This is a genomic window from Methylobacterium sp. WL64 (genome assembly GCF_008039945.1).
Taxonomy (GTDB): domain Bacteria; phylum Pseudomonadota; class Alphaproteobacteria; order Rhizobiales; family Beijerinckiaceae; genus Methylobacterium.
In genome coordinates, this window is sequence record NZ_VRVA01000059.1 from 1 (window position 1) to 20,774 (window position 20,774).

Annotated in this window: 20 protein-coding genes and 1 tRNA gene; 5 read left to right on the forward strand and 16 right to left on the reverse strand. The window is 66.4% G+C overall.

The genetic code is table 11. From position 1 onward, the window contains the following. Positions 1-122 precede the first annotated feature (122 nt). Positions 123-1,088, reverse strand: a complete 966-nt coding sequence (locus tag FV242_RS20880; RefSeq protein WP_147940236.1) for a 2-hydroxyacid dehydrogenase — start codon at positions 1,086-1,088, stop codon at positions 123-125. A 279-nt stretch (positions 1,089-1,367) separates the two neighbouring features. Here FV242_RS20880 and leuC point away from each other — a divergent pair, with 279 nt between their 5' ends. From leuC to FV242_RS20895, 3 genes are all read left to right on the forward strand, one after another. Beyond that, a complete protein-coding gene (leuC, locus tag FV242_RS20885; RefSeq protein WP_147905802.1) occupies positions 1,368-2,780 on the forward strand; it encodes a 3-isopropylmalate dehydratase large subunit in 1,413 nt (470 codons plus the stop codon). Positions 2,781-2,862: 82 nt separating this feature from the next. Further along, positions 2,863-2,947 (forward strand) — tRNA-Leu (locus FV242_RS20890). A gap of 85 nt (positions 2,948-3,032) precedes the next feature. Continuing rightward, on the forward strand, positions 3,033-4,583 hold the full coding sequence (locus tag FV242_RS20895) for a DUF6538 domain-containing protein (RefSeq protein WP_147940237.1): 1,551 nt from the start codon (positions 3,033-3,035) through the stop codon (positions 4,581-4,583). On the opposite strand, the gene FV242_RS20900 is transcribed toward FV242_RS20895, so the two are convergent. The 10 genes from FV242_RS20900 to FV242_RS20945 form a co-directional block, all read right to left on the reverse strand. Beyond that, positions 4,531-5,484: an ArdC family protein gene (locus FV242_RS20900; RefSeq protein ID WP_147940238.1), complete on the reverse strand. Its 954-nt coding sequence runs from the start codon at positions 5,482-5,484 to the stop codon at positions 4,531-4,533. The two genes, FV242_RS20895 and FV242_RS20900, sit on opposite strands and share 53 nt — an antisense overlap. Positions 5,485-5,824: 340 nt before the next feature. Then, positions 5,825-6,973, reverse strand: coding sequence for an epoxide hydrolase family protein (locus tag FV242_RS20905; RefSeq protein ID WP_147940239.1), 1,149 nt, complete (start codon positions 6,971-6,973; stop codon positions 5,825-5,827). Between the two features lie 14 nt (positions 6,974-6,987). Then, a complete protein-coding gene (locus FV242_RS20910; protein ID WP_210248947.1) occupies positions 6,988-7,389 on the reverse strand; it encodes a nuclear transport factor 2 family protein in 402 nt (133 codons plus the stop codon). A 256-nt stretch (positions 7,390-7,645) separates the two neighbouring features. Then, a complete protein-coding gene (locus FV242_RS20915; protein WP_210248949.1) occupies positions 7,646-9,889 on the reverse strand; it encodes a xanthine dehydrogenase family protein molybdopterin-binding subunit in 2,244 nt (747 codons plus the stop codon). 74 nt (positions 9,890-9,963) lie between these two features. Next, positions 9,964-10,947 (reverse strand): xanthine dehydrogenase family protein subunit M, encoded by a 984-nt coding sequence (locus FV242_RS20920; protein ID WP_147940242.1) that lies wholly within the window; start codon positions 10,945-10,947, stop codon positions 9,964-9,966. Beyond that, complete coding sequence (locus tag FV242_RS20925; RefSeq protein WP_147940243.1) at positions 10,944-11,468, reverse strand: 2Fe-2S iron-sulfur cluster-binding protein; 525 nt, start codon at positions 11,466-11,468, stop codon at positions 10,944-10,946. The genes FV242_RS20920 and FV242_RS20925 overlap by 4 nt, the downstream gene beginning before the upstream one ends. A gap of 289 nt (positions 11,469-11,757) precedes the next feature. Continuing rightward, positions 11,758-13,425: an FAD-dependent monooxygenase gene (locus FV242_RS20930; RefSeq protein WP_147940244.1), complete on the reverse strand. Its 1,668-nt coding sequence runs from the start codon at positions 13,423-13,425 to the stop codon at positions 11,758-11,760. A 31-nt stretch (positions 13,426-13,456) separates the two neighbouring features. Further along, entirely contained in the window at positions 13,457-13,825 is a 369-nt protein-coding gene (locus FV242_RS20935; RefSeq protein ID WP_147940245.1) for an antibiotic biosynthesis monooxygenase, read from the reverse strand. Between the two features lies 1 nt (position 13,826). After that, on the reverse strand, positions 13,827-14,345 hold the full coding sequence (locus tag FV242_RS20940; protein ID WP_147940246.1) for a MarR family winged helix-turn-helix transcriptional regulator: 519 nt from the start codon (positions 14,343-14,345) through the stop codon (positions 13,827-13,829). 370 nt (positions 14,346-14,715) lie between these two features. Further along, positions 14,716-15,198 carry a MarR family winged helix-turn-helix transcriptional regulator gene (locus FV242_RS20945; protein WP_147940247.1) on the reverse strand — a complete coding sequence of 161 codons (483 nt, stop codon included), beginning with the start codon at positions 15,196-15,198 and terminating at the stop codon, positions 14,716-14,718. A gap of 117 nt (positions 15,199-15,315) precedes the next feature. Here FV242_RS20945 and FV242_RS20950 point away from each other — a divergent pair, with 117 nt between their 5' ends. Continuing rightward, positions 15,316-16,317, forward strand: coding sequence for a 4,5-dihydroxyphthalate decarboxylase (locus tag FV242_RS20950; RefSeq protein ID WP_147940248.1), 1,002 nt, complete (start codon positions 15,316-15,318; stop codon positions 16,315-16,317). A gap of 383 nt (positions 16,318-16,700) precedes the next feature. Here the strand turns inward: FV242_RS20950 and FV242_RS20955 are convergent, their stop codons facing one another. Genes FV242_RS20955 through FV242_RS35190 form a run of 5 tightly spaced genes read right to left on the reverse strand, consistent with a single transcriptional unit; the run spans position 16,701 to position 19,726 of the window. Then, positions 16,701-16,988 (reverse strand): tautomerase family protein, encoded by a 288-nt coding sequence (locus FV242_RS20955; protein ID WP_147940249.1) that lies wholly within the window; start codon positions 16,986-16,988, stop codon positions 16,701-16,703. Continuing rightward, a complete protein-coding gene (locus FV242_RS20960) occupies positions 16,966-17,223 on the reverse strand; it encodes a tautomerase family protein (RefSeq protein WP_147940250.1) in 258 nt (85 codons plus the stop codon). The genes FV242_RS20955 and FV242_RS20960 overlap by 23 nt, the downstream gene beginning before the upstream one ends. Before the next feature lie 42 nt (positions 17,224-17,265). Continuing rightward, on the reverse strand, positions 17,266-17,700 hold the full coding sequence (locus tag FV242_RS20965; protein ID WP_147940251.1) for a tautomerase family protein: 435 nt from the start codon (positions 17,698-17,700) through the stop codon (positions 17,266-17,268). Between the two features lie 49 nt (positions 17,701-17,749). Beyond that, positions 17,750-19,345 carry a cation acetate symporter gene (locus FV242_RS20970; RefSeq protein ID WP_147940252.1) on the reverse strand — a complete coding sequence of 532 codons (1,596 nt, stop codon included), beginning with the start codon at positions 19,343-19,345 and terminating at the stop codon, positions 17,750-17,752. A 12-nt stretch (positions 19,346-19,357) separates the two neighbouring features. Continuing rightward, positions 19,358-19,726 (reverse strand): DUF485 domain-containing protein, encoded by a 369-nt coding sequence (locus FV242_RS35190; protein WP_210248948.1) that lies wholly within the window; start codon positions 19,724-19,726, stop codon positions 19,358-19,360. 132 nt (positions 19,727-19,858) lie between these two features. On the opposite strand from FV242_RS35190, the gene FV242_RS20980 reads away from it, so the two are divergent. After that, the gene (locus tag FV242_RS20980; protein ID WP_187278496.1) at positions 19,859-20,731 is read left to right on the forward strand and encodes a LysR family transcriptional regulator; all 873 of its coding nucleotides are present in this window, start codon (positions 19,859-19,861) and stop codon (positions 20,729-20,731) included. The last annotated feature ends 43 nt before the right edge of the window (positions 20,732-20,774 follow it).

The window sequence follows — 20,774 nt, forward strand, 5'->3', positions numbered from 1 at the left end:
GAGCGTTCCCGGGTCCAGGAGGCTCGGCTCGGGGGCCGTGGAGGGGGCGGCGAAGTCCTCCTGCGCCGTCGCCGGCCGCGGCGCCAGGGCCAGGGCGGCGAGCAGCGCAGCCTGTACGGGTCTCACGCGGGCGGGCTCCAGGGTGTCTCGGTCACGGGGGTCAGCGGGCCCCGACCCTCGAACCACGACAACACGTTGTCGACCACGAGTTGGGCCATCGCCGTGCGGGTATGCTCGGAGGCTGAGCCGACATGCGGCAGCAGCACGGTCTTGTCGAGGGCGGCCAGCTCCGCCGGCACGTGCGGCTCGTTCTCGAACACGTCGAGGCCGGCCCCCAGGATCGTGCCCGCCTGAAGCGCGGCGATCAGCGCAGCCTCGTCGACGAGGCTGCCGCGGGCGACGTTGATCAGGATGCCCTCGGGTCCCAGTGCCTCCAGGACGGCGGCATCCACCAGCTTGCGGGTGTCGTCGCCCCCGGGGGCGACCACGATCAGGATGTGGACCGCCCGCGCCATGGCGATCAGGCTGTCGTGATAGGTGTAGGCGATGCCCGCCTTCCGGCTGCGGCCGTGATAGTGGATCGTGACGCCGAAGCTCTCCAGGCGATGGGCGATCGCCTGCCCGATCCGGCCGAGCCCCAGGATGCCGACCCGCCTCCCGCGCAAGGACGCGGTGAGCGGGAACGGCGCCTTCGGCCAGTGGCCCGCCCGCAGGTAGCGGTCCGCCTGCGGCAGCCGCCGGACGGTCGCCAGCACCAGGCCGACGGCGAGGTCGGCGACCTCGTCGGTGAGCACGTCGGGCGTGTTGGTGACGACGATGCCGCGCCGATGCGCCTCGACCGCGTCGACGCCATCGTAGCCGACGCCGAAATTGGCGATCAGTTCGAGCTTCGGCAGCCGCTCCATCAGGGCGGCATCGACTTGGCCGCCGACGCAGAGCCCCCGGATCCGCGGCCCGATCTCGGCCAGCTTGGCGTTCGGATCCGCGACGCCCGCGAGCCGGTGCACGGTGAAGCGCTCCTCGAAGGCGGCCTCGACCAGCGGATGCATCGTCTTGAGCAGCAGGATCTCGGGCGGCGCTTCGGACATCTCACACTCCCTGTTTGGCCGCTCGCTGCTGCGACCGGCGGTTTGGATCCGGCATAGGGCCTGCCGCCGGTCCGGCGCCAGCCATGCCCGGCCCCGGGCGGTGACATCCGGCGGCCGGCGCCGTGCGGCAGGGCGAAGACACGACGGGACCTGGACACGACGGGACCAGGACACGACGAGACGAGGACTCGCCCCTTTCGAAATTCGCCCGCGATGCCTACTAAGGAAGACGCATTATCGCGAGAGCTCTGCACCGATCCCATTCGAAGACGAAAACCGATGACCAGCCCGCGCACCCTCTACGACAAGATCTGGGACGACCACGTCGTCGATGTCCAGCCGGACGGCACCAGCCTCCTCTACATCGACCGGCACCTCGTTCACGAAGTCACGAGCCCGCAGGCGTTCGAGGGTCTACGCGTGGCCGGCCGCAAGGTGCGCCATCCCGAGAAGACGCTGGCGGTGGTGGATCACAACGTCCAGACCACCGACCGGTCGAAGGGCATCGACGATCCCGAGAGCCGCACCCAGCTCGAGGCGCTGGCTGAGAACGTGCGCGACTTCGGCATCGAGTTCTACGACGCCCTCGATGTGCGCCAGGGCATCGTCCACATCATCGGGCCCGAGCAGGGCTTCACGCTGCCCGGCCAGACGATCGTGTGCGGGGATTCGCACACCTCGACGCACGGCGCCTTCGGGGCACTGGCGCACGGCATCGGCACCTCGGAGGTCGAGCACGTGCTCGCCACGCAGACGCTGGTGCAGAACAAGGCCAAGAACATGCGCGTCACGGTGGACGGCGCGCTGCCGCCCGGCGTGGGCGCCAAGGACATCATCCTGGCGATCATCGGCGAGATCGGCACGGCGGGCGGCACCGGCCACGTGATCGAGTATGCCGGCGAAGCGATCCGCGCCCTCTCGATGGAGGGGCGGATGACCATCTGCAACATGTCGATCGAGGGCGGCGCCCGCGCCGGCCTGGTGGCGCCGGACGCCACGACCTACGCCTACGTCAAGGATCGCCCGAAGGCCCCCAAGGGCGCGGCGTTCGACAAGGCCCGGGCCTACTGGGAGAGCCTGCTCACCGACGAGGGCGCGTTCTTCGACCGCGAGGTGCGCCTCGACGCCGCGAGCCTGCCGCCGATCGTCAGCTGGGGCACCAGCCCGGAGGACGTGATCTCGGTGCGCGGTCGCGTGCCGGATCCGGCGGCGATCGTGGACGAGAACAAGCGCCAGTCCAAGGAGAAGGCGCTGGCCTATATGGGCCTGACCCCGGGCACGCCGATCACCGACATCACCCTGGATCGGGTGTTCATCGGCTCCTGCACCAACGGCCGGATCGAGGACCTACGGGTCGTCGCCCAGATGGTCGAGGGCCGCAAGGTGCACGAGAGCGTGTCCGCCATGGTGGTCCCGGGCTCGGGGCTGGTGAAGGCGCAGGCCGAGGCCGAAGGCATCGATCGGGTGCTGAAGGCCGCGGGCTTCGATTGGCGCGAGCCGGGCTGCTCCATGTGCCTCGGGATGAACGCCGACCGGCTCAACCCGCTGGAGCGCTGCGCCTCGACCTCGAACCGCAACTTCGAGGGCCGTCAGGGCCATCGCGGACGCACGCACTTGGTCTCGCCGGCCATGGCGGCGGCGGCCGCGGTCGCCGGCCGGTTCGTGGACATCCGGGATTGGCCGCGCGGCTGAGGCGCAAAAGGCACAAATCGCGATTGACGGACCCCACGCGTCCGCATAAACGAAGCCGTCGCCGGCCAATGGCCGACGGCGAGCCCAGGTGGCGGAATTGGTAGACGCGCTGGTTTCAGGTACCAGTCTTGCAAGAGGTGAAGGTTCGAGTCCTTTCCTGGGCACCATCAGTGGCCTAAAGCATTGATCCGCAAAAAAGTTTAGCAGAGTCAGACGGTTGAGGCTGCCCGGTGGTACAAACGGGTGGTACAAATGCCTCTCACGATGGCTCGTCCCTGGAAGCATCCCAAGACCGGCATCTTCTGGCTCCGCCGCGCGGTGCCCGACGATCTGCGGGCGCTCGTCGGCAAACGCGAGGAGAAGCGGAGCCTCCAGACCCGCGACCCTAGTGAGGCGCGGCGACTGCACGCCCTGGCCATGGCGGAGGTGGAGGGTCGCTGGAAGACGCTTCGGGAGGGGTCACGTTCGCTGAGCGAACGCGAAGCCAACGAGATGGCCCGCGACGTCCACGATGCGTGGCTCGATCGGCATCGCGACGAACCGAGCCAGCAGACTGACTGGCCCGTGGCAATCGGCCGAAAGGTGTTTGCTCCGCCGGCACCCCTCGACATGGCGAAGTACGGAACGCCGGAGTTCTGGAGCATCGATCCTGACGAGTTCCGGGTGAGGAACCTCGAGGAGTGGTGTCGGGGATATGCCGACTACGTCCTCAAGGGCCGGGGCCTGATCGTCGACGAAAGCAGCCGTCTCAAGCTGGCCAAAGCCATCGCCTTGGCCGTGCAGAGGGCCAGCGAGATGCTGGTTCGTCTCTCCCAGGGCGAGATCGATGCCTCGTCTCAATCGGCCATGTACCCGTCGCGGGTCGTGCAAAGCGAGGCACTGCCAGCGAGCCCCAAAAAGCCGGTGACGTTCGACGACCTCGTCAAGGGATGGTCGGCGGAGAAAAAACCGGCACAGAAGACCGTCTATGAATGGTCACGGGCGGTGCGCGCATTCACAGACTTCCTCGGACACACGGATGCCGGCCGCGTCACACCCGACAACATCCAGGCTTGGAAGGAAGCGCTGATCGCCCAGGGGCTGACAGCGAAAACCATCCGCGATGGCAAGCTGGTGGCTCTGCGTTCCATCATGCAGTGGGGGAAGGCGAACCGGCGCCTGTCGGACAACCCCGCCGAGCACGTAAGCATGGACGTCAAGCGCAAGGCGTCCGATCGAGGCGTTCGCAGTTTCACCGAAGATGAGGCCACCATCATTTTGAAGGCGGCGCTGAGCGAAGCCAATCCCGTTCTGCGCTGGGTGCCATGGCTGTGCGCCTATTCGGGCGCACGCGTTTCCGAGGTGTGCCAGCTCCGAGTCGAGGACGTACGCAAAATAGAAGGCATCTGGTGCATGAAGCTCGATCCAGAGGCGGGGTCACTGAAGACCCTCGGTTCCGAGCGTGCGGTGCCCTTGCACCAAGCTGTCATCGACAGCGGTTTCCTGACTTACGTTGACGGGGTGAAGCTTGGACCGCTGTTCGCCAAGCTCAGCCCCGACAAGTTCGGAAAGCGCGGCGGTAACGGCACGAAGATGATTGGTCGGTGGGTCCGTGGTTTAGGCCTGACTGATGAACGGTTGGCGCCGGCCCATAGCTGGCGGCACCGGATGAAGACGCTTGGTCGTCGCTTCAAGATGTCACCGGACATCGTCAACGCCATCACGGGTCATGGTACTCGCACGGTGGCAGATGCCTACGGCGAGTACGAGGTTAAGACGATGTACGAGGAGCTGATGAAGATCCCTCCGGCACCGGTGGACTGACGTCAAATGCCTTGGTGGTCGTAGCGCATAGATACGGCGCAGACGCGCTTGAGCATGAGGCCTGCTCGGTGAGGTGGTCAGCGGCGTGTGAGGCGAGGGCAGCAGCGGTGACGAGGGCGCGCGGGTCGGCGTGCAGCAGCGGCAGCCACCCGGCGATGTAGGCGGCGTGGTTGGGGTGCGGCGTCGACGCGAGATCAAGCCCGGCAAGGATGAAAGCGGCCCCGAGTTCGGCGACGAGTTCCTCGGCTGCGTAGGCACGGGTCCTGAAGCGAGTGGTGAGCTCGCGGGCGAGGCGGTGGGGTGCGCCGGTCCAGTGGACGAGCTCGTGGGCCAGCGTCGCGCAGTAGCCCTCGGCAGTGTGAAACCGCTCGCGGGTCGGCATCCGGATCGCGTCGCGCGCGGGGAGGTAGGCGGCGGCGTCACCGAGCTGGATGACCGCTCCGGTGGCGGCGACGAACCGATCGAAGACCGGCGTCGGGTCGATCGGCGGAGTGAGCGTCTCCGGCAGTGCGGGGGCACCGTCGACCTGGCCCGCGTTGAACACGGTGGAGCTGCGCGCGATGAAGCGGCGCTCGCTATCGCCGGGGGAGGGGATGGCGGGATCTACGGCGTTGGTGAGGTCGCGGTAGTAGAGGATGCCGGTGCCGCGCTCGCCCTTGCGGACCTGGGCACCGAGTTCGGCCCACTGCCGGTAGGTAGCCCAGCGTGCATCATTGAGGCCCCCAGCTCGCCCGCCGCACCACAGCGAAAGGACGTTGATACCGCGGTAGGTCCGGCCGGTCAGCGCGTTGCGGGGCAGGCTGCCGTGGGTGCGGTGCCAGGGACAGACCCAGGCTCCTGGGCCGGCGGTCTCGATCTGACGAAGGATGCTGTCGGTGATGCGCGTGTAGGGATCGCCCATGAGCCTGCCCAAGATGCTGCCGCGGAGCGGCGGGTTAGGCAAAGCTTCACGGCTGGCTCAGAGTAATTGATGCGGACGTCCGGATGTGGCCGAAAGCCGCGGGTCCGCTTCGGAGAAGGCCGCGACAAAAAGCGGACGGCCTCCTATCGACCCAACCCCGCCGTTCGCGGAAATCGGTCCGACGCCCGGAAGCAGTCGTTCGTTTTACCACCGTTACGACAGCAGAGCCCCTATCCCACTTATCCAAACCCCTACCATGGGCCTACAACAAGCAGACATTCACATAGCGTCAGCATCATTGCGCTAGCCCGCGGGCCGCTCATGGGGTGCAGCCCCGGTGTCAGTTCCGGCGGAGCGTCCTAAGACCGTCGCGCACCTCGCGCACGAACAGTGCGGGCTGCTCGAAGGCAGCGAAGTGGCCCCCGCGCGCCGGCTCGCCCCAGTGCACGATGTTCTGCAGCCGCCGCTCGGCCCAGGCTCGCGGTGCCCGCGTGATGTCGCTCGGGAACAGACTCACGCCCACCGGCAGCGCCACGTCCCGCGTCAGCGCGGCCGCCCCGAAGCTCTCCCAATACAGCCGCGCGGAGGATGCGCCTGCGTTGGGCAGCCAGTAGAGCATGACATCGTCGAGGATTGCGTCGCGGCCCAGCACCGATTCGGCGTCGCCGCCGCTGTCCGTCCAGGCGCAGAGCTTCTCGTAGATCCAAGCCAGCTGTCCGGCTGGTGAATCGGACAAGCCGTAGCCCAGGGTCTGTGGCCGCGTGCCCTGCTGCCGGGCGTAGCCGATCTCCTCCTCGGCGTAGCGCTTGGCAAGGGCGCGGGCGGCCTGCACGTCGGGCGCGGCATCGTCCGCGGCGCCGGGCGGAGGGGGCAACGTCAGCGTGTTCACGTGCACGCCTCTGAGGCCGGGCGGCGCCGCGGCGGCCATGGCCAGCGTGACCGCCGAGCCCCAGTCGCCGCCTTGCGCCGCGTAGCGCGCGTAGCCGAGCCGGGCCATGAGCTCGGTCCAGGCGTTCGCGATGCGCTCGACGCCCCAACCCGTCGTGGTCGGCTTGTCGGAGAAGCCATAGCCCGGCAGCGAGGGCAGCACGAGATGGAAGGCATCGCGCGGATCACCGCCGTGCGCGGCAGGATCGGTGAGCGGACCGATGACCTTCCGGAACTCGACGACCGAGCCCGGCCAGCCGTGCGTCATGATCAGCGGTAAAGCATCCGGCTCAGGCGAACGCACGTGCAGGAAGTGGATACCGAGCCCGTCGAGCACCGTCCTGTGCTGCCCGAGCCCGTTGAGCCAAGCTTCGCAGCGGCGCCAATCGTAGCCGTCCCGCCAGTAGGCGCAGAGCGCACGCACGCGGTCGAGTGGCGCGCCCTGGCTACGATCAGCGACTGGCTCTTGCTCCGGCCAGCGTGTCATGGCGAGGCGGCGGCGGAGGTCGTCGAGATCGCTCTCGGGCACAACGAGGCGAAAGGGCTCGATCGCGTCGGACACGGCAGGGCTCCAGGTCAGGCCGCGGTCTTCGCCGCGAGCGGGTTGGTGTACTCGCGCCAGAGCGTGATGCGGGCGTGGTCGGTTCGCACGATGGAGATGTAGCGTTGTCGGAACTTCTGTCCCTGCTGCTCGAGGTGCACGGTTCCCTCGTACTCCAGCACGACCGTAGCGCCGTCCGCGGCGGGGTAGACGTCGATTAGGTGGAAGTCAGCGAGCCGGACGACGCCGCGCAGCGTCTGCAGGAAGGCCGCGATGGCGGGCCTGCCTTCCCAGCGCGCGGGGCTGCCCTCCGACACGTAGGGCGTCTCCAGCACGCCGTCCTCGCGGAACAGGTCCATGTAGTCGGACACGCCCGGCGCCAGCCTGTCGCCGAGCGCGGCGATGAGAAGGTCGGCGACGGCATCAAGGTGGGGCAAAGACACGTTCAAGGTATGCCTTTCGAAGGGATGATTGGGTTGGTGCTGTGCCTCGGGTCGACCGTGCAACATCCTTTGAGCGGTTCACCCGGCGAACTCGTCCGTCCCTCCGGTTCTGCCCGGGCTGACAATCGCCGAGCCGTCTCTGACGCATCCGCCGGTTGCAGGCGGGTCATCGGACAAGACTGCCCGAGAGTCGCTCGCATTGCGGCAACTTGCCGTCGGTAGCCCGTTCCCGGTGCAGCGGGTCAAGCGATCACATCAGCTTGTCGAGGGTAATGGGCAAGTCGCGTACCCGCTTACCTGTGGCGTTGTAGACCGCGTTGGCCACCGCCGCCCCGACGCCGGTGATACCGATCTCGCCAATGCCGTGCGCGCCCATCGGTGCATGCGGGTCGGGGACGTCGGTCCAAATCACCTCGATCTCCGGCACGTCCGAGTGCACGGGCATGTGGTACTCGGTGAGGCTCGGGTTCATCACCCGCCCGTAGCGCTCGTCGAACTGGGTCTCCTCCATCAGCGCGAGTCCGAGGCCCATGATGATGCCGCCCCGGAACTGGCTGCGCGCGGTCTTCGGATTGAGGACGCGCCCGCAGTCGAACGAGCCGAGGAAGCGCGACACGCGGGTCTCCCCGGTGACTGCGTTCACCCGTGCCTCGCAGAACATTGCCCCGTAGGAGTGCATCGACCAGTGCATCAGCTCGGTCGGCAGGCCGGCCTGGCCCTCGCCGACGACCTCGTTGCGGTTCGCTCGCGCAAGGATCGAAACGTAAGTCTCGAAGCACGCCGGGTCGTCGATCTTGCCGAGGCCACCGTCCCGGCCCTCGACGTCGTCCGCCGACAGGCCGGCGAGCGGGCTGTCGTTACCCGCGAGCTTGAGCAGCTCGGCGACGAGGGCGTCATGGGCCAAGCGCACGGACAAGCCGATGGACGCCGTCTGTTGCGAGCCGCCTGCCAGCACCGTGCCGGGGAGCGAACTGTCGCCGTAGGTGAAGGCGATCTGCTCGATGTCGACGCCCAGCCGGTCGGCGGCGACCTGCGTCTGCGCGGTCGCAGTGCCCATGCCCATCTCGTGCGCAGCGATGCCAATTGTCGCGCGTCCGTCCTTGCCCAGCGTGATCCGCGCCGCGCCGCCCGGCATGCGCTGGTACGGGTAGGTCGCGGTCGCCATGCCGACGCCGACCAGCCACTCGCCCTCGCGGCGGCTGCCTGGCGTCGACGCCCGTCCGTTCCAGCCGAAGCGCTCGGCGCCCGCCCGGTAGGCCTCGGCGAGGTGCCGGCTGGAGAATTCGGTGCCCTTGCTCGGGTCCTTCTCGGGCTCGTTGAGCAGTCGCAAGGCGATGGGGTCCATGCCGAGCGTCTCGGCGAGTTCGTCGACGGCGCTCTCTAGGGCGAACGAGCCGACCGACTCGCCCGGCGCGCGCATGAAGGTGTTGGCGAGCATGTCCATGTGCGCGGTCTGGACGGACAGCTTGCGGGTTCGCGCCGCGTAGACCGACATCGACGGCTTGATGAACGGCTCCGGCATGTTGTTGTTGTCGGTCATCGCGACGACGCCGGTGTGGATCAGCGCCTCCAGACGGCCTTCCGCCGTCGCGCCCAGCGCCACCCGCTGCTCGGTCACGGTGCGGCCACCGACCATGCGGTAGACGCCCTCGCGCGAGAGAACGAGGCGCACCGGGCGGCCCGCGAGCTTTGCCGCAGCGGCAGCCAGCACGTGGTGCTGCCACAGCGTCTTGCCGCCGAAGCCGCCGCCGACATAGGGCGAGGTGACGTGCACTTGCCCCTCCTCGATGCCGAAGGCATGGGCGAGCGACCACGCGGTGTGCGAGACGCACTGGGTAGCGTCGTGGATGCGAAGCCGGTCGCCCTCCCAGGCCAGGGTAACCGCGTGCAGCTCCATGGCGTTGTGGTTGTGACGCGGCGTGCGGTAGGTCAGGTCGACTTTGACTGGGGATGCAGCCAGCGCCGCCTCGGCATCGCCGGCCTCGGCCTTCAGCGGTTCGCCAGCGAACGAGGCGGGGTGCAAGCCCGCCGCCTTGGCGGCCTCGAACGTCGTGACGGCCGCCTCGGTCTCGTAGGTTGCGCGAATTAGGGAGGTGGCGTGGTCGGCCTGCTCCTGCGTCTCGGCGAGCACCACCGCGATGGGTTGCCCGTTCCAGTGCACGCGGTCGTCCTGCATGATTGGCAGGCTGTCGCCGGCCGCAGCCTTCGGCTGCTGCATGAAGAACGGCATCGGCTTCAGCGTCGGTGCGTTGCGGTGGGTCATCACCAGGGCGACGCCGGGCGCGGCCTCTGCCTCAGCGGTGTCGAGCGACGCGATCCGGCCCTTCGGCACGGTGCTGAACGCGAGCGCGGCGTAGGTCATGCCATCGAACGCGAACTCCGCCGCGAACTTCGCCGTGCCCTTGACCTTGTACGCGCCGTCGAGCCGCGAGATCGGCTTACCAACGTGACCGTGCTGGCGTCGCAAGAGCGGGTCCGGCCTGTTGGCCGGCATCAGCGCATCGGGGGCGAGGGCGATGACCTTACCGATGACCGCCTGTGCGGCCTGCGAGACGGTGCTGTTGATGGTCATGCCGTCGCTCCTGCGAGATCCTGGAGGACCGCCGCGGTCACGCGACGGGCGAGTTCGGGCTTGAAGACGTTGTCGCGCAGCGTGACCGCCTCGGCGAGTTCCGCGTCGGCCGCCGCCCGGAACGATTCCGGCGTCGCAGGCCTGCCGCGCAGCGCGGCCTCGGCCTTGAAGGCACGCCAGGGCTTATGCGCGACGCCGCCCCAGGCGAGCCGTACGTCGCGGACCTTCCCGTCCGCAACGTCGAGCGCCGCCGCGACCGAGACCAGCGCGAAGGCGTAGCTCGCACGGTCGCGGACCTTGCGGTAGGTCGAGCGGGCGCCGAACCCGAGCGTTGGCAGTTCGACGGCGGTGATCAGCTCGCCGGGCTCGAGCACCGTCTCGATCTCGGGCTGGCCCGCGGGTAAGCGGTGAAGATCCGTCAGGGGGAGGCTTCGCTCGCCCTGCGGTCCGCGCAGGTGCACGAGCGCGTCGAAGGCGGCGAGCGCGACCGCCATGTCGGAGGGATGGGTGGCGACGCAGGCCGGCGAGGCGCCGAGGATAGCGTGGATGCGGTTGAAGCCCTCGATCGCGTCGCAGCCGGTGCCGGGCGCGCGTTTGTTGCAGCGCGAGCCGTCGTCGTAGAAGTAGGTGCAGCGGGTGCGCTGCAGGACGTTGCCGCCGACGGTGGCCATGTTTCGGATCTGCGCCGAGGCGCCCGCTAGGACCGCCCGGGTGAGCGCGGGGTAGCGCTCCCGAACGGCGCGGTGCTCGGCCAGCGCCGTGTTGCGAACGGCCGCACCAACCATGAGGCCGCCGCCGTCCGTCTCGCGGATCGTGGCGTCCAGGCCTGTGACGTCGATCAGCAGGTCGGCGCGCTCCACCGTCTCGCGCAGCAGGTCGACGACGTTGGTACCGCCCCCGAGGTACTTGGCGCCGGGCTGGCCGCCTTGGCGAACGGCGTCGGCGGCGTCGGCCGCCCGTGCGTAGGCGAACGGGGTCATTCGGCGGCCTCAGCGTAGTTGGTCGTGTCCGCGTAGGTCGCGGCGATGGCCTCGACGATACCGTTGTGGGCGCCGCAGCGACAGAGGTTGCCGCTCATCCGCTCGGCGATCTCGTCGCGGGTGAGTGGTACTACGTCGGCCAGAAGGTCGCTGCTCACGTGGCTCGGCACGCCGCGGCGCGCCTCGGCGACCATGCCGACCGCCGAGCAGATCTGCCCGGGCGTACAGTAGCCGCACTGGAAGCCGTCATGCTCGATGAACGCCTGCTGGAGCGGATGGAATTCGCCATCACCGGCCAAGCCCTCGACCGTCGTGACGGAGCGCCCGTCATACTGCACTGCCAGTGCTAGGCAGGCGACGACGCGCTCGCCGTCGACCAGCACCGTGCAAGCTCCGCATGCCCCCTGATTGCAGCCCTTCTTGGTGCCGGTCAGGTGTAGCGTCTCGCGCAGCAGGTCGAGCAGCGAGACGCGCGGGTCCGAGGGTGGTGGGATCTGTGTCCCGTTGATGGACAAGGCCAAGGCAGTCCTCCCAGATCGCGACTTTGGATTAATTCCATACTATGTTCATTGCTGCCCGTCTCCGGCGTCGAGGTCCCCGTCACCACAACACGACCGCAGATTTGGCCGAGGCACACCCCGGCCGATGGTAGCGTTGCCGCAAGTGTCTCACTAACGCGCGTACGTCTTCGACAATCAGCTCCGGCTTATTCGACGGCGCGAAGCGCCCTCTACCAGGGACACAGAGGTGGCCCAGGACGCTCTTTTCGAGGCCGTCGGTGGCTAAGCTTCAATCGCCGGTACGGCGTTCTTAGCCATCGGCGCAGAACACTTTGTGGCAATACGCAGTCAAGTCATGGGGATGGTCGGCCGCCCCACGGAAGGCAACGTGCCCGTCAGGACGGACCAGCACGAGGGCGGCTTCTCCTTCCAGCCCGTAGGCACCGTGCGCCTTGCCGTCGAGGTCGGACAGGACAGGGGTATCCCCACCGTCGAACACGGGGCCGGCGAGCACGAGACGCGGCCGAACGCACGTCCACGGGGCAACGGCTTGGATCGCGTCGAGCAGCGCCGTCCCCGCCTCTGGTGAACGGCCGTCAAAGCACAGCAGGGCCCAGCCCGTAGTTCGCCCGTCCGGGTTGTAGATGAACGCAAACAGCGTCGTCGTGTCGCCGCGGTGCGTGACTTCCGCCTCCGGGGCACGCTCGCCTGCTCGCGCCCCGTGGTGTTTCAACAGACGGGTCAGCCCGGACAGGTGATCCTCGTTGAGCGGGCTCGTAGGGTAGCCCACGGCAATCTGCTGCAGGTCGTCGGTGCCTTGGATGAGCGAGCCGATGTTGGGCAGCGCCTTGGCCGCCAAGCCCATCGCCGTGTCGGTGATCGCGCCGCGGTAGACCGCCCGCCGGAACCCCGTTGCTTGCTGCGCGCTCAAGCGGATGTGCTCGCCCCCGCGCTCGCTGTCGTAGGATGCGAGCACGACCGGAGCGGCCTCGCCCCGCAGCGTCATGGCGAGGCGCCACGCGATCTCGACCGCGTCGTGCAGGCCGGCATTCATGCCCTGGCCGCCGATCGGCAGGGACAGGTGCCCGGCGTCACCCGCGAGGAACACGCGGTCGCGGGCGTAGCCCGGCGAGACCCCGTACTGGAAGCGGCTGTGGGTCAGCCACTGCGGGTCGGTCAGGGTCAGCGTCTCGTCGCCGGTGACCTCGCGGGCTACTGCTTGGATCTCGTCGAGCGTCGGATCGCGCTCGGGCACGCCGGTGTCGTCGGCCAGGAAGAACAGCCGGTGGTAGCCGCCCCAGACCGGCAGCACGCCGCAGAAGCCCCGCTCGTAGTAGAAGAACCACAGCTGGTCCGGCTCCAGGGACCGACGCCACGACAGCTTGGCGTCCACCTGCCGGTTCAAGCGCCCCTCGAACCGCTCGGGCGCGAAGTCCAGGCCGACGAGCGGCCGCACCGTGCTCTTGGCGCCATCCGCGGCCACGACGTAACGGCAGCGTCGCCGCTCCTCCGGCGCGTCCTCGCCCCGCCGGAGCGTCACCGTCACACCCGTCGCGTCCGACGCGATGCCGACGACCTTGCAGCCGCGATCGAGCGTGCCGCCGCGGGCCTCGAACGTCTCGGTCAACCTCGTCTCGATGACGTCCTGCCCGCTGTAGAGGACCCTCGGGTAGGGGCTGGCAACGTCATCGATCGCGATTGGGGTGGTCGGCGTGCCGTTGATGAAGAAGTTGGCCGTCCGAATGCCGTAGGATTGCTCCGCCAGGGCATCGCGGACGTCGATGCTGGCGAGGAGTTCCTGCGGTCGCGCCCAGAGGTTGTTGGCGCGCGAGTACGCCCGAGTCTCGGTACGCTCCTCGATGAGCAGGCATGAGACGCCGTGGTGGCGCAGGGCGCAGCCCGTCGTCAAACCGACGGGGCCCGCGCCGACGATGATGACGTCGGCGTCGTAGGCGGTCGAGTCTTGAGTTGCGGGCATGATCGAGCTCCTCGCGGGAACGATCGCGGTCTCACGCGACGCAGATGCCGGGCACCGCCATCGGCCGGAACAGGTGCGGGCTGACCGTCGCACTCTCCGGATAATCGCCGAGACGCGCCCGGAACTCCGGGTTGGCGAAGGCGGTCCGGAAGTGCGCGACCGATTCCCAGACGGCGTGGTTTAGGAACACCCCGCTGCCCGCGATGCCGCGGTGAAGCTGCGCCGAGACGAACCCCGGTTGCCGCTTCATAACGGCTGCATCCGTGGCCCAGGCGGCCATGAAGCGGTCCAAATCCGCGGGCGGCACGACGAAGGTGTTGATCAGGACGACGGGGCCGCCGTCCTCCGCGAGTTGATCGGCAAGGGTCACGGACGGGTCCATCTCGTTGAACGTCGGCATGTCAGGCTCCCTGCGTGGTCGACGCGACGGTGAGAGGCGTGCGTTCGGGAGAGGTGTCGAGGCGTTGCTGGAGTGTTCGCAGCAGCTCTACGGCGGCCTCGATGGGCCCGAGCGACAGTCCGGCGGCGAGATCGGTCGCCCAGCGTTCCTGGCGCTCGCTTGCCCCGCGGTAGGCGATCGTCCCCCGCTCGGTCATGGCCACGAGCATGGCGCGGCGGTGGTGGGGGTTGGGTTCGAGGCAGACCAAGCCGTCCGTGCGCATGTCATCAACGGTGCGCTGCACCGCTTGACGGGTGAGGCCCATGTTGCGGGCGATGTGCGCGACGGGCAGCGGCACCGGCGAGAGGGAGATGGCGCCGAGTACCTGCCAGCGTGCGCTGGTCAGTCCAAGATCTTGGACCAGGGCATCGCCGACGGCGAGAAGATCGCCGTTGAGGCGGAACACTTCGATGACGAGGCCGGTCAGGGCACGCCGCGAGCGGTCTGGATCATTGGAGGATGGAGGCGATGGCTGTCTCATATCGCTGAGATAGTGATTGCCGCGGCACTGTCAATACGACATGTCCCTGTCAATATGCGTATTTACGGTCAAGCGGCTGCACCATGCAGCCGATTATCCCGCTTCTGCGCCGAGACTTTGGAGCTGTGTCCGGGCGAGCATCCGCTTTCGGAAACAGCCGGGATTCGTTGCTCTATCCGCGCGGGGTCGGAAGGAGGTTGTCTGCTGTTTGAGCCTTAGTTTTTCGAATTGGCCATTCTAATTTCGACCTATGTCGGGCACGCTGAAGATCGCTGAGGCCGCTCGAAACCGGCCACGCGGTGGCAGTCGTTCGAGGTTAATCCGGCTTCGAGGGTAAGAGCGTCCATCGGCCATCGCCGAGATCGCGTCCTCAATTGGACGATCGGGCGTGGGACCGTACCAGCGCCGTCAGCAGGCTGCCGCCGGGCGCACCCGCCTCGCCGAAGAGTCGCTCCTGAACGGCGATCGCCAACGGCATGGCCTGCCGCAGGGCGGCGACGCCTGCTTCGCTCACCTCGACGCGCTTGGCCCGTGTATCGGTGGTACTGCGCGCCCGTGTGACCATACCTTTGGTCTCCAACGTCTTGAGCACCTGTGACACCTGCATCGGATGAATGTCCCCGAATTGCGCCACGTCAACCTGCGTCACGGGTTCGCCCGAGCGGGCCATCCAGGCCGTTATCGCCAAGACCGTAAATTGGAGATGGGTCAGATCGATCGCCGCGAGCGCCCGGTCGATCTCGCGTACGTAGTGGTGGACGACCCGCCACAGGACGAACCCCACCGCGTTGTCGGGCGCGCCGAGCGTCTCGTTCTCGAACAGGTCGGCAAGCGTCTGCAAATCGGCGGTCATAGGCTCTCGTAACGTCGTCCACGCAGGCCGCGCAGCCCCTTTTCCTTTTCCAGACCCGGGGGTTCACATACTAAACGCATTTACTATCTTGTCGGGCCACCGGGTTAGGAGCCTCCGATGACCGATCGCGCCCTCGACATCGCTTTCTGGAACTACGACCGCACCCGCGCCCTGAGCGACGGCCGGGTCAAGATCGACGGCGTCGCGGCGCGCTTCCACACCGAGCGGATCGTCCCCCTGATCTTCGAGGGGATGATCCGTCGTCGCGCCTACGACGTGTCTGAGCTTGGCCTGACGTACTTCCTGCGCACCTTCGCGGACGGTCCATCGCCGTTCCTCGCGATCCCCGTCTTCCCGAACAGGGCCTTCCGCCACTCGGCGATCTACGTCAGCGAGGCGAGTGGCATCCGGCGTCCCGAAGACCTCGTAGACCGCACGATCGGCGAGTTGGCGCTCTACGGGCACGACGCCGGGGTAATGCCGAAGGGGATCCTGTCTGACGAGTTCGGCTTCAAGCCCGAGCGCAGCCGCTGGATCGTGGGCGGCATCGACTTTCCGATGGCTCCCATCGACTTCGTGCCTCAACCCCACCCCGCCGAGGTCCGCGTGACGATGGCCCCGGCGGGCACGGACCTCGGTGCCGCGTTGGAGGCGGGCGAGATCGACGCCTTGATCTCGGCGGACGTGCCGCGCTGCGTGCTCGAAGGCTCGCCCAAGGTCCGTCGCCTCTTCCCGGACTACGAGGCCGTCGAGCGGGACTATTATCGCCGGACCGGCATCTTCCCAATCATGCACACCGTCGTTGTCGCGCGCGAACTGGCCGAACGGGAGCCGGAGGTCGTTCGGGCCGTCTACAAGGGCTTCTGCGATGCGAAGTCGGCGACCACCGAGGAACTGACGCAGGGGATAACCTTTAACAACGCGGCGCTGATGGTGCCCTGGTTGACGGGTCTCCTCGGCCGGAATCGCGCGCTTCTAGGCGACGACTGGTGGCCCTACGGCATCGCCAGGAATTGGGCAGCCCTCGACGCCGTGCTCCGCTACCATCACGAGCAGGGTCTGACGAAGCGGCGTCTCGCGATTGAGGACGTGTTTGTTCCCTATCTCCTCAACGCGTAGGGAGCGCGACCCGTCTCGACGGATCCCAGCGGGCACTATGGGATCGTCTGCTCCTTCAAAAACCTGCCCTAAAGCAGACCGACAAAAACCCACCCAACCCAGCCTTTCAGGGCGGCCACTCCCGCGGCTGGATCTGGCCGAAAGCAGAAAGACGGCTTTCGGGCGGAGTGGCATTGATCGATGCCATTCCGCAGTTCTAGGTTTTATATTTTTGGCCCTGGCATGCAGTATGGTAAATCGAGCGAGAAGTGTTCGGCTCTTTCGTCCAACGCTAGTGGATGGACTTGCAGGGTACGAGGCCGCTCAAGGTCTTTAGCTTTCGGATATACTTGTACGCATCTACGAACAGCTGCAGATGCTGGCGCAGCTCTACGAAGGGCTTCCTATAGTGGACGCCTGTTCGCGTCGGCAGCGAGTTTCTCGTTCCGCTTCGAGACCAGGGCACGTGCTGGCTCCCCGCCTTCTCCGAGGTTGGCGGTCGGATGCTCGCGCAAGATGACGTTGATGTGCGCGTAGGCCGAGCCGATCGTCTGGTGCGTGATCTCCGTCATCCTGCGGATCAGGGCGGTCTTCTCGTCGTCGCTCAGGCCGACTTCGAGATCGCATTGAATGAATGGCATGACGTACTTTTCCTCGACTGTATGGGGCTCAGCTTCGATCGGCTGCTTCACGTCTCTTCAGCTGCTCATGGGCGGCGAGGTCGATCCCATCCGGCCCAGGCACATAGTCCGGAACGTGCTCGCCGCCGTCCACGAAGTTGAAGCCCGGCATCTCGCGGATCACCAGGAAGACGTTCGCGGCATCGATGCCCGTCGCCTCCGCGACGGCCTTCGTGAGTTGCGTGGCCAACTGGCTTTTCTGCTCCTTCGTCCGGCCATTCCGGATGTCGCATGTGATGATCGGCATTGCTCGCTCCTCTGATGGTTCCGGAAAGCGCACACGGGGCCTTCAGGCCGCCTGCCTGAGTTTGTCGCGCAGCGAGCTGGGAAGCGACGCAAGCCACTGCTCCTCGCCGCCGGGCTCGGGCAAGACATTGCCGAATTCCAAGACTCCGTGTGCCGGGATGTCCGAGACATAGACCCAGACCGACTGCTCCGAGATGCTGAGGATCTCGGCGGTCTCCACCATGATGCGGGTGAGGATCCTGTTCTTCTGCTCTCGGGTCCGTCCGGCTCGGATGAGCGCGTTGACCCACACGTGGTCCGCGGACGCGTGCTCACCCCCGATGAAGATGCCCCCCTCGCCGGCCGTATAGAACACGGCTTGGACGAAGTAGCGGGGCGCGCTCGCCTCGATGGCGTGAATGGCGGTCACGCTTTGGACGATCCTCTCGCGCTGCTCCGGCGTGATGGGTTTGATCGACGTGAAGGCATAGGTCGGCATCGGCGTTTTCCTTTCTCGCAGCAGAATGCTGTTCCGCAGGGTCTGAACGTCAGTGGCCGGCCTCGCTGGCTTCCGCACCAAAGCCCGTCAGCGAACGGACCTTGAGGTCGTCGTACGTCGCTTCGCTGCGCGCCTCGCGGCTGGTGAGCAGGGATCCCAGCGCGCCAGCGAGGAAGCCGAGCGGGATGCTGATGATGCCCGGGTTCATCAGGCTGATAAGGGGAGCCGCGTCCTTCCAGACGATGCCCTTCGGACCCATGAAGGCGGGGCCGACGAGGGCGAGGGCAACGGCGCTGACGAGGCCCACGAGGAGGGCCGACACCGCACCTGCCGTGTTGAACCGCTTCCAGTAGAGGGAGTAGAGGACCACCGGCAGGTTGGCGCTGGCCGCGACCGCAAAGGCCAGTCCCGCGAGAAAGGCCACGTTGAGCGACTGCGCCTCGAGGGCGAGCACGATCGCGACGAGGCCGACCGCCACGGTCGCGCCCTTGGCGACCTTGATCTCGGAACGATCGTCGCCCCGACCTCGCCGGAGGACCTGCGAATACAGATCGTAGGCGATGTTGGAAGCCGAGGAGATGATGAGGCCGGCCACCACGGCGAGGATCGTCGCGAAGCTCACGGCGGCGACGAAGGCGATCAGAGCGTCGCCGCCCAGCGTTCCCGGCCCGCCTCCGAGCTGCAGCGCGAGCAGGGGCGCGGCGCTGTTGCCAGCTTTGTTCGCAGCGAAGATGCTCTCGTGACCGACCAGGGCAGCAGCTCCGAAGCCGAGGATCGTCGTCATGAGGCAGTACAGGCCGACGATCCCGATCACCCAGTTGGCCGACCTGCGCGCCTCGACGGCATCGGGCACCGTGTAGAAACGCATCATGATATGCGGCAGTCCTGCGGTCCCGAGCAGCAGAGCCAACCCGAGGGAGATCAGGTCCAGCTTGTTCGTGAAGTAAAGGCCGGGCTCAAGGAAGCGATCGCCCTTGCCGCTGTCAGCCGCGGCCGCCTGCAGCAGATGGTCGAGGCTGAAGTCGAAGCGCTGCAGAAGGAGGACCGAAAGCAGAACCGTCGTTCCGACGATGAGGACGGCCTTGACGATCTGGATGTACGTCGTCGCCACCATGCCGCCGAACAGGACGTAGGTGACCATCAGCGCGCCGACCAGGATGATCGCGACGTTCGGGGAGATCGGCAGCAGGAGCGACGCGATGACCCCCGCGCCGACCATCTGCGCCAGGAGGTAGAACATGCTGATCGTGATCGACGAGGCGGCGGCGGCGACGCGCACCGGTCGGGCACGAAGACGGAAGGCCATGATGTCCGAGAGGGTGTACTTCCCGGAGTTGCGGACCGGCTCCGCCACCAGCAGCACGATGGTGATCCATCCGACGAACAGCCCGAACGAGTAGACGAGACCGTCGAAGCCGAACAGGGCGACGATGCCGGGGATGCCGAGGAACGAGGCCGCCGAGCAGTAGTCGCCGGAGATGGCGAGCCCGTTTTGAAGGCCTGACAGGCGACGACCGGCGACGAAAAAGCCGCTCGCGCCCTTCGATTGCCGGCGTGCGGCCCACCAGGTCAGGGCCAGGGTCAACGTAATGAAGCTTAGGAAGAAGATGTAGGTGAAGTAGTTGCCAGTCGTGGTCGGGCTCATCGCACGTCTCCCCTAGCAGCCGGCAAGTCTGGCGCGGGCCTCCGCGGTCAGCGGATCCAGAACCTTCCGAGCCCAGAGCGCGTAGACGGCAGCGATGAGGAAGCTCACGGCGAACTGACTGACTGCCAAGAGATATGCGACGTTGATAGATCCATAGACTTTAACGCCCACGAGATCTGGCAGGTACGCAAATGTGACAAGCGTCGCGCCGAAGAACACGAAAAACATGAGGAACATACCGTCGACGACGCGGCGGCGCTTTGCTGAGATCGTTTCGATGAGTTTTGTTATCCCGACATCTGCTGGTTGGGTCAAAGTGATGTTCGTGTCGGACGAGCCGAGGATCGGTCCGGCACAGATGGCCAAGTTTAAGCGTGCCACGGGCGTCAACTCCCTGATGCTTATTGTTTTGACGTGGCTGTTCGAACCGCCGCATCGGAAAGGCCGTAGGAGACTCTTGCCCGTCTGTGAAATCGTTTGTATCGAAGGACCCCATAAACAGGAGTTATGGGCGTGGAGCTCTACCAGATCCGCAATTTCGCAGCGATCGTCGATACGGGGAGCTTCACGAAAGCAGCTGCTCGCAGTTGCGTGTCTCAGCCGGCGTTGTCCGCATCGATCGCTAAGCTCGAGGATGAGCTCGGCACCGTTCTTTTTTATCGAGGTTCGAAAGGAATCAGCCTATCCGCGGCAGGAAAGCGGTTCCTCACAACGGCGAGAGAAGTCCTGACGTCGTGCGATAAGGTAAAGTCTGAGCTCCGATCCACCGCTGTCCGGCGATCTTTACGCATCGGCGTTCTCCGTACACTGCCAACTCTACAATTGGTCAGTTATCTCGATAGCTTCCGACAAGCCAATCCGGAATTTTCGTTCGAACTGTTCGATGGTGCCTGCGACGAGCTCCAGGTAAAGCTCTTGGAACGTAAGCTGATTGCCTGCGTCACTTCTGCTGGCGACGCTTCGCCCGAACAGCGATCACAGGTGCTGCAACACGAAAGGTACGTTCTCGCTGTCGATCCGGGCCATCGCTTGGCCAATCAGGAGACGGCCTGCCTCAAGGACCTGAATGGCGAGCGGTTCATCGTCCGCTCGCACTGTGAAACATACGCGTCAACGAGCCGAGTGTTCGTCGAGCAGGGAATAAAGACCCACGTCGTGTTCAAGACCGACCAAGACGATCGGGCGCTTGCATTGATCGCGGCGGGCTTCGGCGTTGCGTTGATGCCGTCGGGGCATTGTGCAGCCGGCGTAAGAAAGATCCCCCTCCGCGATTTCGACGTCGAGCGGACCATTGAGCTTCGTTGGAATACGGACACGGAAGACGAAGACCTGAAAAAACTTATCCTCTACTCACGGACCCAAAAAGTTGGATTGATGGCTGACTGACCTAGCTTTTCAGATTAACGGGCTAATAGGAGGATGTTCTCCC

Coding starts and splice junctions, on each gene's coding strand:
- FV242_RS20880 (WP_147940236.1), bottom strand. CDS start 1,088: ATGTCCGAAGCGCCGCCCGAGATCCTGCTGCTCAAGACGATGCATCCG.
- leuC (WP_147905802.1), top strand. CDS start 1,368: ATGACCAGCCCGCGCACCCTCTACGACAAGATCTGGGACGACCACGTC.
- FV242_RS20895 (WP_147940237.1), top strand. CDS start 3,033: ATGCCTCTCACGATGGCTCGTCCCTGGAAGCATCCCAAGACCGGCATC.
- FV242_RS20900 (WP_147940238.1), bottom strand. CDS start 5,484: ATGGGCGATCCCTACACGCGCATCACCGACAGCATCCTTCGTCAGATC.
- FV242_RS20915 (WP_210248949.1), bottom strand. CDS start 9,889: ATGCCGGCCAACAGGCCGGACCCGCTCTTGCGACGCCAGCACGGTCAC.
- FV242_RS20920 (WP_147940242.1), bottom strand. CDS start 10,947: ATGACCCCGTTCGCCTACGCACGGGCGGCCGACGCCGCCGACGCCGTT.
- FV242_RS20930 (WP_147940244.1), bottom strand. CDS start 13,425: ATGCCCGCAACTCAAGACTCGACCGCCTACGACGCCGACGTCATCATC.
- FV242_RS20935 (WP_147940245.1), bottom strand. CDS start 13,825: ATGCCGACGTTCAACGAGATGGACCCGTCCGTGACCCTTGCCGATCAA.
- FV242_RS20940 (WP_147940246.1), bottom strand. CDS start 14,345: ATGAGACAGCCATCGCCTCCATCCTCCAATGATCCAGACCGCTCGCGG.
- FV242_RS20945 (WP_147940247.1), bottom strand. CDS start 15,198: ATGACCGCCGATTTGCAGACGCTTGCCGACCTGTTCGAGAACGAGACG.
- FV242_RS20950 (WP_147940248.1), top strand. CDS start 15,316: ATGACCGATCGCGCCCTCGACATCGCTTTCTGGAACTACGACCGCACC.
- FV242_RS20960 (WP_147940250.1), bottom strand. CDS start 17,223: ATGCCGATCATCACATGCGACATCCGGAATGGCCGGACGAAGGAGCAG.
- FV242_RS20965 (WP_147940251.1), bottom strand. CDS start 17,700: ATGCCGACCTATGCCTTCACGTCGATCAAACCCATCACGCCGGAGCAG.
- FV242_RS20970 (WP_147940252.1), bottom strand. CDS start 19,345: ATGAGCCCGACCACGACTGGCAACTACTTCACCTACATCTTCTTCCTA.